Genomic DNA, 12,052 nt, shown 5'->3' with positions numbered 1-12,052 from the left:
GTGGCAGCAGTTTAAAGACTTGTCGATGGCCGAGTTCAATAAAGTTTATGAAATGATGGGGGTGCATTTTGATTATCAGACGGGAGAATCGTTTTACAACGATAAAATGGAAGCGGTTATTGAGCGCCTGAAAAAAGCGGGTCTGGCGGCGGTTTCAGAGGGGGCGCTGGTGGTTGACCTTTCCCGTTTCAACCTGCCGGCCTGTTTGCTTCGGAAAGCCGATGGCGCGACTCTGTATGCCACTCGGGATATTACCGGTATCTTATATCGCTGGGAAACTTTTCATTTCGAGAAGGCGCTTTATGTGGTCGGCTCGGCTCAGCATGACCATTTCAAACAGGTTTTCAAAGTGGTGGAGTTGCTTGAGGAAGCGGAAAATATCCCTGAAAGCAATCGAATTGCGCCGCGTCTGTTTCACGTGGAATTCGGGTGGATTAAATTTCAGGATGAGGTGATGTCGACCAGGATGGGGAATATTATTTTCCTGGAGGAGGTCTTTGCCAAGGCGATAGCGCTTGCCAGGGAAAAAATTCTGGAGAAGAATCCCGACCTGAACGACATTGACCGGGTCGCCCGGCAGATTGGCATAGGGGCGGTGATATTTGCTGACCTGTCGACCCGCAAAGAAAAGGATGTAAATTTCGATTGGAACAAGGTGCTTAATTTCGAGGGGGAAACCGGACCATATCTGCAATATACTCACGCCCGGCTATCGTCGCTTCTGCGGCATTATGGAAAAGCGGTCAAACCGGATATTGATTACCATCTCCTGCATCATCCCGAAGAGGAACGGGTTATTGAGTTTTTATATCGCTTTCCGATGATTGTAGATGAAGCGGCGGCGCTTTATGACCCCAATGTAATCGTGTCGCATCTGCTGGGGCTGGCATCGGCTTTCAATAAAGTTTACCAGCGCAAGGATGCTGCGGGGAGAATTGATAAGATTCTATCGGACGATGATTCCCTGACGGCGGCAAGAATGGCGCTGGTGTCCTCGGTTCGAACGGTTATTAACGAAGGACTAAATCTCCTGGGCATCGAAGCGCCTGAGGAAATGTAGGCAATCGAAAGATGTCTTTTTCTATTTATCCGCTAAAAGAGATTCCCGAGAAGTTATCTTTCGGGGGAGATTATTTCGCTACCGTGGCGGCGTACTTTATCTCGGCGATATCGGAGCAGGGGGGAACTATCCAAAATCGGCACAAAGGAACTGACGCCGATAGGGTGATTAAGTTTCTGGGCGATATCGGTCATCATACTGAGGTTAATGATGATTATGTTAAGATAGACAGTCCTAAATTCGACCGCGGCAGAGTTCCTCCGGAGTGCAAATGCGATACCTCTTTTTACCCGCTCTCACTGGCGATGGGCTATTTAGCCGGTCTGGAGGTGAAAACTACTCTCGTTTACTCTGACGACATCGACCCGATATATCTGGCATATTTTATTGGGCAGTTGGCAAAAGCCGGGTTGCCACTGGAACAGAACCCGGGAAAAAAGAGCATCAGCTTTCGTCCGGGAAAGAAATTGCCGGTTGAGATGTTGATTAAATCCTCATATTCATATCTCAAAGATACTCTCTTTATGTTCGGCGTTGCTTCCGGCTGTTCGGTGGCAATCAGGGAGCTGATTGACAGCGACAACAGGTTCCTTAAAATTCTGGCAGACGCCGGCGCGAAAATTACCGTCAAAGAAGCGGAACATCGGACGGTTCCGGACGACAAAGACCCTCGCCGAAAAATAAGGAAATTGTCAGCCGACTATAAGCGGGAGATTATGCTTCATCCTTCGACGAGCATATTGTCCCCGGAATTCCGAATAACATCTTCCCGTGAAATTCTGCCGGCTGTGTTGGCCTTCGCCATTCTGCGAAGAAAACGGGCGGTTTTGGAGCGTGTCCCGATAAGCGCGGCATCGCAGCGATTCCTGACTTACCTGAAAGGTTTGGGCGCCATATCGGTACTGGCGAATAAGAGCCGGAGCGCAGATATGATGATAGCCGACCTGGTGTTGGAACCGGGACATCTTAAAGGGCGCAAATTGGCCGGCGAAATGTCTGCCATGTTGATACAGGAATTGCCCCTTCTGGCAGTGATTGCGGCATCGATTCCGGAATCGTCGATTATCAGAAATATTGGGGAAGCCAACTTTGTGCGAAGTGGATATTTTAAAGAGCTGACGGAGAATCTGAATAGAGCCGGTGTTAAGTGCGGGACTCTTGAAGACGGTCTGGTCATTGAGGGAATTAAAGAGTTTCCCGGCGCCGACTATGGGCCCTTTAAATATCCGGATATCGCCGCCTCATTTTTTATACTCTCGTTAGCGGCGCAGGAAAGGTCTACTATTACAAATTTTGAGATTGTGGCCGGCAGTTACCCTGAGTTGGTCGCCACCTTTCACGCATCGATTAAGCCGGACCTCCCTTCGGCTACCCCTCTTCACAATTAATTTCCGTGCCAATAATCCCATGACCTCCGGAGCAAAATGACCCGAGTAGAGCATATAACCGAAGGTCCCATTTACTCCACCATCGCCCGTCTTGCCTGGCCTATTCTGGCGTCAATGTTCCTTGAGTTTGCGATGTCGATTATCAATTACTTCTGGGTTGGCTTTCTGGGGACTCCTGAACAGGATGCCGTTACCACCTCGATGATTGTAACCTGGACCGTCTTTGCGACAATTTCGATTATTGTCATCGGCATTACGGCTATGGTTTCCCGCTACATGGGGGCAGGAGACCGGGCGCAGGCATCTTTCGTTGCCCGTCAGGGCATTCTGATGGCAATCGGCGCTGGAGTAATTTTTACCACGGCCGGTTTGTGGCTGGCGCCCTCTATCATGACATTCATGAAGGCTGGAAAAGAGGTGGCGGAACTGGGGAGCACCTATTTGCGGGTATATTTTCTGGGGATTGGTCTTTTTTATATTAATGACGCCCTGGGAGCGATTTTCCGGGCGACCGGAGACACCAAATCCCCCATGGTCGCATTTGTATCCGCCACGTTCCTGAATCTGGTTCTTGACCCGTTTCTGATTTTCGGGATTGGGCCCTTTCCCAGGATGGGTGTAGCCGGAGCGGCGGCGGCAACGGTCATATCGGTGGTTACAGGATTTCTGATTTTTCTATGGCTTATCTGGAAAGGCAGGCTGGGTCTTTCACTGACCGAATGGTATCGTCAGCGGCCTGATATCGGCACGATGTTCCGCATATTCAAGATTGGCATTCCGATATCGCTTCAAAATATCACCTTTGTCTTTGTCTACTGGTTTATAATTCAGATAGTTCACAAATTCGGCGATGCTGCCGGGGCTGCGATGGGAATCGGTAACCGCCTGGAGGCGCTTTCATACCTGATTGCATTTGGATTTTCGGTGGCAACCTCAACTATGGTCGGGCAGAATCTTGGGGCGGGGCGGCCCGAAAGGGCGGAGAAATGCGCCTGGGGGTCGGTGCGACTGATTGTGCTAGAGACATTTGTTGTCTCGGTATTCTTCATCAGCATTCCGGGAAAAATCGCCGGGCTTTTTACCTCTGACCCGGCAGTGCAGGCGATAGCTTCCGATTATCTCTTCATTTTGGGACTGTCGCAGGTTTTCATGGGAATTGAGATTGTTCTGGAGGGCGCTTTTTCCGGCGCCGGCAATACGATACCGCCCATGTCAGTTTCAATCCCCTGGTCAATTGCCCGGTTGCCGCTGGCATACCTGCTTTGTTTTACTTTCAATATCGGTATCAACGGCGTCTGGTGGACCCTCACCATAACATCCTTTTTCAAGGCGGTCATACTGTTCTTCTGGTTCCGCAAGGGAAATTGGAAGAAGAAACGTATCTGAGGGTGATTAAGTCTTGACTTTGCCAGAACCTGAACTTAAATAGATGTATATGTTGATAGGGCTGATACCATTAATTCAGGATGAACTTCACGAACCGGAGTACGGGCATCCGGAGAATTCGGCCCGAATGAAGATACCACTGGATTTCCTCTTGGCATCGGATTTGAAGGCAAAATTGAAAATTCTTAAGCCGGAGGAAGTTGAAATCTCTGACATTCTCCACAGAATTCATAATCCCAATTATCTCCGCCAGGTGGAAACCGTGGCGGATTCGGGCGGCGGATTTCTTGACGGTGATACTTATGTCACGCCCGGGTCCTATCGGGCTGCCTTGGGGACGGCGGCGGCAGCGGTCTGGGCGGTCAGAGAGATATTGACGGGTAAAGAGAAGCGGATTTTCCTTGCCGGTCGTCCCCCGGGACATCACGCCGAGCAAAATTTTGGCATGGGATTCTGTATTATCAATAACACCGCTGTGGCCGCGGAAACGGCGATAGTTGAGTTCGGTCTGAAGAGGGTCGCTATCATTGACTGGGATGTGCATCATGGCAACGGCACGCAGCATACTTTTTACGGTCGGGATGATGTCCTCTTTGTGTCGCTGCACCGGTTCCCATTCTATCCCGGCTCCGGCGCCTCGGCCGAAAAAGGGGAAGGAAAAGGACTGAATTATACTTTGAATATACCGCTCCCGGCCGGTTCTGATGATGAAATATATCTGGGGGAATTCACGAAAAGAATCACCCCCAGACTGATTGAATACCGTCCGGAATTGATTATAATAACCTCCGGATTTGACGCGCATACAGAGGACCCGCTGGGAGGCATGCGCGTAACAGCGGAAGGGTTTGGTCTGATGACAAATCGTCTGGTTTCGTTGGCGAATGAATATTGCGGGGGGAAGATTTTCTCCCTGTTCGAAGGCGGCTACAGCCCGCAGGGGAATACTGTTTCACTGTACCAGCATATTAAGGAGCTTCAGAAAGATTAAATGGAACGATATATCAGATTTGAGACTACCGAGGGAATTAAATGGGGGATATTCGAAGAGGGACGAATCGCCGGTCTGAATGGAAACCCGGCTATGGGAACGGACCGCTCCGGAGCCTATTTTCAGCCGTCAGAAGTTAAACTCCTGTCGCCGGTGGAGCCGACTAAGATTGTCTGTGTCGGACTAAACTATCGCGAGCATGTTAAGGAATCACAGTCAGCAACAAAGGAACCCGATGAGCCGGTGCTTTTTATCAAACCGTCCTCCTCGCTGCTTGGCCCCGGAGGGCGAATTATCTATCCGGATATGGCAGAGCGGGTCGATTATGAGGCAGAGTTAGGGGTGGTCATCGGAAAAGAATGTCGCCAGATAGCGGCGGTAGAGGCAGAAGATTATATATTCGGCTTTACCTGTGTCAATGATGTCACCGCCAGAGATTTGCAGAAGAAAGATGTGCAGTGGACACGCGCCAAGGGGTTCGATACGTTCTGCCCGGTTGGTCCCTGGGTGGTTGACGGACTTAAATATGAGGACCTGCTGGTGGAATCTTACCTCAACGGCGAGTTGCGGCAATCCTCGCGTACGTCTATGATGATTTTCCCCGTGCCGGTTCTGGTGAGTTTCATCTCGAAAGTAATGACGCTTTATCCGGGCGACCTGATTTCGACCGGCACGCCGGCCGGGATTGGACCGATGAAAGTCGGCGACCGCATTGAAATCAGAATCGAGGGAATCGGCTCATTGGTAAACGACGTTGCGTAAAATTAATCTCATTGCACTTTTCTGCTGGGGGATGACAGCTCCCGCTCTCTTTTCATTTGACACTCTCCGAATCGAGGCGGCTCTTGATACGGTCTTCCATCAAATGACCGGATTTGTCGCTTACAGAATTCCCGCTGAGCCTTCATCGGGAACAATTGAGTTTCAGCTCTTCCCCAATGTCTATTCATCCGATTCTACTCCCTATATGAGGCGAAGTCCCTTCGGTGCCCAGGATTACCCGGGCGCCAGACGATTTGGCCAAATCATAGTCGATTCTGCGCTGTTGGGGGGGATGAATCTGACGGCAGATCTGAAGGTGGAATATACAAAAGGGGAGGTGGCATTGCCAAAGGGGCATAAGTCAGCAGGCGGAGTTTTCAAGATATTTTTCCAGACCATGATACCGTCACAGGGGGACAGACTGACGCATCGCGGCAGAGAATATCTTCTTGACGGCTGGTATCCGTCACCGGCGCGACTGCTGCCGGACAAGATTTGGTACAATCCCTATTATGGCGGTTTTAGCGAACTGGTCGGCGATTATTTCTATTTCGATGTTAATCTCTCGCTGCCGGCCGGATATGTAGTGGCATCAGCGGCGCCCCCAACGCGGGACTCAACGGATGATTCGGGACGAGTGGTTAACTTCTTTTTCGGACCGGCGCATGACTTTGCCCTGGCAGTCTCGCCCTATTTTAGAACCGATTCGCTCGAAATCGGAGGGACCCGTCTGCGGCTTTTCTATCACAGCAATGAAGCGGCAGCGCTGGAAGAGATAAAAGATGTTTCTGAGAAAACTTTGAGATATATGAATGATAGAGTGGGTCCTTACCAGTATGACTATCTCAATGTGGTATTAACCGATATTTCGATGGCAGGCGGAATCGAACTGCCGGGACTTGTCGTTCTTCATTCCGGGGCGGCGAACCTCGTTTTCGGACGGATGTTTCGCGCCGTAGTCGTCCATGAAATAGTCCATCAATGGTTTTACGGCATGATTGGGAGCAATCAGGTGGAGAACCCCTGGATGGATGAAGCGGTAAGTGAATTTTTTACGTCGGAAGTGCTTGAAGAGTACTGGGGCAGAGAGGCGAATCTCCTGGACTTTGCCGGGTTCAAATTGTCAGACCGCAATCTAAGGAGATTTACGGCGCAATTCGGAGGGGATGGAATCATAATCGCACAACCCTCATATCAATTTCTGAACGACCTGGATTATTTTTCAAGCAATTATGCCCGGGGTGGTCTGGCAATCGAAACTATGGACAAGCTATTGGGAGATAGTCTGTCGGACAGGTTCTGGAAGGAATATTTTCGCCGATTTCTTTTCAAGCATCCTTCCGAGTCCGACTTTCTGAATCTTCTTGGGGAGTTTGGGGGCGCGCGATTGAAGGATTTCCTGGATAAAATCCTCTACGACGACTATAATCATAATATCTCTGTATCGAATCTCCGGAATGAACGTCTCGACACCTCTGCGGTTCGGATTGAACTCAGTTTCCGCAAAACGGGGGGGCTTGATTTTCCGATAGGCTATTGGGTCTATCTCTCGAACGGCGATACTCTGAAAGGGGTATGGGATACGCAAAGCGGCGCCGAAGAAGTCGTAGTACTGGCAGAAAGTTATGCTGTCGGAGCGGTTCTGGACCCGGAAGACAAGTTTGCCGTTGACCGGGACCGGTTAGATAACTCATTGCTTCTGACCGGCAGCAGCCGACCGGCAATGCGTTTATCATCCGGATTACTCTTTCTTCTGGAATCGTTACTTTCTGCAGTAGCGGGGCTTTAGATGAATGATATTCTGAAATCTTTCGGAAAACTGATTTTGACAAGAAGGCTCTGGCTGATTTTGTATTTGGTGAAGGCGCTGACTGCGGCGGTATTTATTCTCCCTTTCTATCTTGTTGCCGATAGCTATCTGTCATCATCGCTCTACTCCCGGAGATTGCTCAATGATTGGGATTTGTCGGTTCTGATTGAGATGTTTGGCAATCATATTGAGCTGGTTCCGGTGTTCCTCCTTTTTGGACTGACGGCGGCAATAGTTTTCTTGATGATAACGCAGTTTCTCAATGGCGGTATTTATTACCTGGCGGTTTCGGGAAAATTAAGTCCGGTGAATTGGTCCGAATTCTGGAAGGAATGCGGGTGCAACTTCAAAGCGCATCTAAAAATCACGGCAATGATGATAGCTGTTTATCTGGTTTTGCTGGTTGCCGGTCTGATCTTTGTCAATCTGATTGGGATGGCGGGAGGAAAGCTGGTAGGCAGGAGCGCTATGTATATGGCGGGCGCCAAGGCGCTGATACTTCTGGCAATCATGACAGCCGCCACGACTTTTTCCGATGCCGTCAGAGCGGCGATTACGACCAAACCGGAGGGCTCATTTCGGGAGTGGCTGCGGAACGGGTCCGATTTCTTTCGTCCCCGTGTCCTGCAACTTGCCGGAGTCTACTTCCTAACATACCTCCCCTTTCTGGTCATCTGGATGCTGGTTGAAAACCTCGCGCTCCTGTCGGTCGGCGCTCTGGGGAGCGTGCTGGGAATATTTTTGGAATTTATCCTCTTCCAGATATGTTCTTTTGCCCGGAGCGGGCAGAAGCTCTGGTATCTATTCATTCTGGGGGGGCGATTTCGCTCCGCCTTACCGGGAAGGTTCCTTCCGCAACAGGCCGAACTGGGGATTTAGGGCGATTTCATTAGTCGCGCGCGGCGGGGATTCAACTGTTGCATTATCTTTTCATTGTTACGATATTTGTCCGCTGGAGACCATCAGGGTCAAGAATTGTATAACTGTAAGCATACCATGACCGAAAGATTATATCTGAATAATAGCAATCTTTTCGACTTTGACGCCACCGTGGTTGCCGTCAGGGAAACGGCTGAGGGTTTGGCGGTATCGTTGGACAGGACTGCTTTTTATCCTGAAACCGGCGGGCAATTGTATGATTTGGGGGAGCTTGAAGAGGCGACGGTTTTCAAAGTGGTTGAAGAGGATTCCGGCGAAATCTGGCATTACCTTAAAGAATGGCAACGGCCGGCCGGCGCCAGAGTTCGAGGAAGAATCGACCCGCTGCGACGATTGGATAATATGCGAAAGCATACCGGTCAGCATATTCTGTCTCGGGCATTCATTGAGGTTGCTGAGGCGGAAACAGTCAGCTCTCGTCTGGGAGAGGTCGAATCGACCATTGAGCTTTCCTGCCCCGACTTAAGCGAAGAAACCCTAATTCAGGTGGAAGAACTGGCAAACCAGAAAGTAATGAGCAATCTTTCGGTTTATGTCAAGTATTACGCAAGAGAGGAATTGAGCCGGGTGCCGGTTCGCAAGATACCGGAGCGGGAGGGACGATTTCGTATCATTCAAATTGGGGAATTCGACTATTCTGCCTGCGGAGGAACTCATTGCAGCAGCACCGGAGAGGTCGGACTTATCAAGATAATCGGAACCGAAAAGCTACGGGGGCATCTGCGCATTATATTTCTTACAGGACGTCAGTCGCTATATGATTATCGGATCAAGAATCAGGTGCTGTCGCGATTGTCAAATAAATTGACCTGCCATTTCAATGACCTGGAGCGGTCGTTTGAGAAACTGACCGAACAATGCCAGGCATATCGCCGCGAGACAGCGGCGCTGTCCGAGCGACTGTTGACTTTCCAGCTCAAGAGTCTTGCTGACGCAGCTGATGGCTCTGCCGAAAGAAAGTTGATTTGCGCCGATTGTGACGGCTATGATATGAAAGTCATAAAAGAAATCGCCAGCCGGTTTGTGCAACAGTTCAAGGGGGTTGTACTGCTTTTCAATGATGACAAATTAGTTATCAATGTTTCGCCGGGGCAGATGCCATCGGCGTCGGAGATAGCCAAGATGATAGTTTCCAGCAGTCATGCCAAAGGCGGGGGAAACGCCGTTTCGGCGCAAGTTGGGGGGCTCCCCAAAGAAAAGAGGGAGGAAGTGCGACAATTAGTGGCGGCGTTCATTGAGAAGAACTCGGGGGGAAACTGAATTGCCCCGATTCCTGACGCTGATTTTCTTTCTCTTGCCGTTTGCGGCTCAAAGTCAAACGGAACAGCCCTTGATTCTGGAGCATTCCGATATATTTGAAATTATTCGCGGCGCCGAAAGAGACACTATCTATATTTCCGGTAATGTTCGCTTTCGTCATCAGGGAGGAAAACTGGAAGCCGATTCGGCAATCTGGGTTAAGGGGGAGATAATAATTCTGAACGGCAATGTGACTATCCAGGACACAGTTTATCAATTGCAGGCTGACCGGGTGCGGTTCTATGTCCGCGAAAATCTGGTCTACGCCTCCGGCAAGAAAGTAATAATAACCTCATTTGCGGATTCAATTCAGGCTATCGGGACTAATGCCTATTACAGCCGCGATTCCGCGCTGTTTCGCATGCTGCAGAGACCGACTGTGTTTCTCAATTATCCTGATTCGGCTCGGCTGGTTCAGGTCGATGCCGACCGGGTGGCATTTGACGCGAACTCCCGGATTGCTTATGCCGACGGTGACGTTGTCATTACACAGGAAGATACCGAATCGCGGTCGGGGCGTGCCATAATGTACGGCGAGGAGAATCTGCTTCTGCTCCTGGATAAGCCCACGGCAACCCGGCGGGATTCACGCCTGAATGGGGATACCCTGGTTATCTTCTCCAGCAGAGAAGCGCTCAACCGGATTCATGTCGAGGGGAATGCCACCGGCAATTTCAATGAGCCCTCTGGTTCCGATTCAACGCTGATAGACAACTCGGAGTTGAAAGCGAAAGAGATTGATTTTTATTTCAGGCAGGGGGAGATTGACAGCATCATCGCCGCCGGGCAGGCTTATTCATTCTATGCGCCGGCCAGTATCGACAGCGCTGAAGTAGTCAAGAATGCTGTCTCTGGTGATACCATTAAGTTGTTCATTGACCAACGGCGGCTTACGACGGTGCAGGTGGTCGGCGGCGCCGAAGGAGACTACTACAGCGGTCGTTTCAAATCGTCCGATTCCGGAAGGGTCTTCGTTGAGGATACCATTCACTATCTTTCCAGTATCATTGATTACTCTATAACCGACTCTACTATAAAATTAACCGAGGCGGCGCAGGTCGGCAGTAAGAATATGTCATTGACGGCACAAAGGATTTGGTACAATGTCTCCCGTGACGTTGTCACGGCTTTTGATGATTCGACGGCAAACGATTCCGGCATGACCTATATCCCGGTTGTGCTCAATGACGGCAAAGAGGAATTGCTCGGGTCGTATCTGGAATATTCGCTTAAGTCGGACCGGGGAATGATCTGGCAATCCCGCTCGGAATATCAGGAGGCGTACTACCGGGGCAGGGAGCTGTTTCGAGAAAAAAAGGATGTCTATTATGTCGAAAACGGGACCTATACCAGTTGCGACCAGGAAGTGCCGCACTTTCATTTTCAGTCGCACAGAATGAAGATGATTCAGGATGACCGGATAATTGCGCGTCCGGTGGTATTTTATATCGAGCAGATGCCGCTGTTGATAGTGCCGTATTATGTTTTTTCCATCAAACCGGGAAGGCATTCGGGATTCCTTCCATTTAGAATCGGTAATTTTGAGCGGGGGGCCGGTTCGATAACCAATGTCGGCTATTACTGGGCTGCGTCGGAATACTGGGATGCCCAGGCATCGCTGGATTACTACGAGGATTTTGGATTCAAATATCAGGCGGCGCTTCGTTATAACGTCCGGTACAAATTCGATGGCCAACTGTCCGGTTCCTATGCGACCGATTCCTACTGGTCGCAGTTGCGGGAAATCAGAAACAAACGTTGGTCGGTATCCTACAATCACTCGCAGACATTCTCGCCGACGTTTAATTTAAGGGCGAACGGCACCTTTCTTTCAGATAAGCGGTATTATACGGACTTTTCGACCGACCTGAGCGAACGGCTGAACCGTGATTTGCGCAGCCAGATTTCCTTATCCAAGCAGTGGTCGGGGGCGTCATTAAGCGCGCAGTTCCTTCATTCCGTGGCGCTGGACCGGGAAGTTCGCACTGATGAACTTCCCAATGCGACCCTCTCGATTCCATCGCGGTCGCTTTTCGGCGGCAAAGCGCGTGCGAGCGCGGCGGATGAAGGGCGCAAATGGTACCAGAATATCTATTTCGGATACGGCTTGAATTTCCGCAATTACAGCACCCGCGCCACCGACACGACCGGATTCCGGAGCCGGCGGGAGTTCATGACTGTAAATCACTCTCCGAGTCTCTCAATTGCTCCGGTCGCAATCCTGAAATATTTCAAGTTCGGGCCATCCTTTCGTTATCAGGAGACCTGGTATAAGATATTTGAGACCGACCAGAGCCAGGAAGCGGGAATCGCTACCGACCAGTTTTACCGGCGGTACTCTTATGGGGCGTCGCTGACTGGTTCGACCGATATATACGGAACAGTTTACCCCCGGTTATTCGGATTGGAAGGGCTGC

9 protein-coding genes are annotated in these 12,052 nt (G+C 50.4%); all 9 read left to right on the top strand.

Going from position 1 to position 12,052, the window contains the following annotated elements; translation table 11 throughout:
• Positions 1-1,060: arginine--tRNA ligase (gene argS, locus AB1690_05620; GenBank protein MEW6014780.1), on the top strand; the 1,060-nt coding region annotated here is incomplete at its 5' end.
• A gap of 11 nt (positions 1,061-1,071) precedes the next feature.
• On the top strand, positions 1,072-2,448 hold the full coding sequence (locus tag AB1690_05615) for a hypothetical protein (GenBank protein ID MEW6014779.1): 1,377 nt from the start codon (positions 1,072-1,074) through the stop codon (positions 2,446-2,448).
• Between the two features lie 36 nt (positions 2,449-2,484).
• Positions 2,485-3,834: an MATE family efflux transporter gene (locus AB1690_05610; GenBank protein ID MEW6014778.1), complete on the top strand. Its 1,350-nt coding sequence runs from the start codon at positions 2,485-2,487 to the stop codon at positions 3,832-3,834.
• 43 nt (positions 3,835-3,877) lie between these two features.
• The gene (locus AB1690_05605; GenBank protein ID MEW6014777.1) at positions 3,878-4,825 is read left to right on the top strand and encodes a histone deacetylase; all 948 of its coding nucleotides are present in this window, start codon (positions 3,878-3,880) and stop codon (positions 4,823-4,825) included.
• Positions 4,826-5,587 carry a fumarylacetoacetate hydrolase family protein gene (locus AB1690_05600; GenBank protein ID MEW6014776.1) on the top strand — a complete coding sequence of 254 codons (762 nt, stop codon included), beginning with the start codon at positions 4,826-4,828 and terminating at the stop codon, positions 5,585-5,587.
• 31 nt (positions 5,588-5,618) lie between these two features.
• Entirely contained in the window at positions 5,619-7,376 is a 1,758-nt protein-coding gene (locus AB1690_05595) for a M1 family metallopeptidase (GenBank protein ID MEW6014775.1), read from the top strand.
• Complete coding sequence (locus AB1690_05590; protein ID MEW6014774.1) at positions 7,377-8,276, top strand: hypothetical protein; 900 nt, start codon at positions 7,377-7,379, stop codon at positions 8,274-8,276.
• A 117-nt stretch (positions 8,277-8,393) separates the two neighbouring features.
• Complete coding sequence (locus tag AB1690_05585) at positions 8,394-9,596, top strand: DHHA1 domain-containing protein (protein MEW6014773.1); 1,203 nt, start codon at positions 8,394-8,396, stop codon at positions 9,594-9,596.
• A 1-nt stretch (position 9,597) separates the two neighbouring features.
• The coding region (lptD, locus tag AB1690_05580) for an LPS assembly protein LptD (protein ID MEW6014772.1) at positions 9,598-12,052 on the top strand (2,455 nt) is incomplete at its 3' end.

The organism is Candidatus Zixiibacteriota bacterium, from assembly GCA_040753495.1.
Lineage (GTDB): Bacteria > Zixibacteria > MSB-5A5 > GN15 > PGXB01 > DYGG01.
The sequence above is the reverse complement of the archived record's forward strand: the minus strand, read 5'-3'. Positions and strand labels throughout refer to the sequence as shown.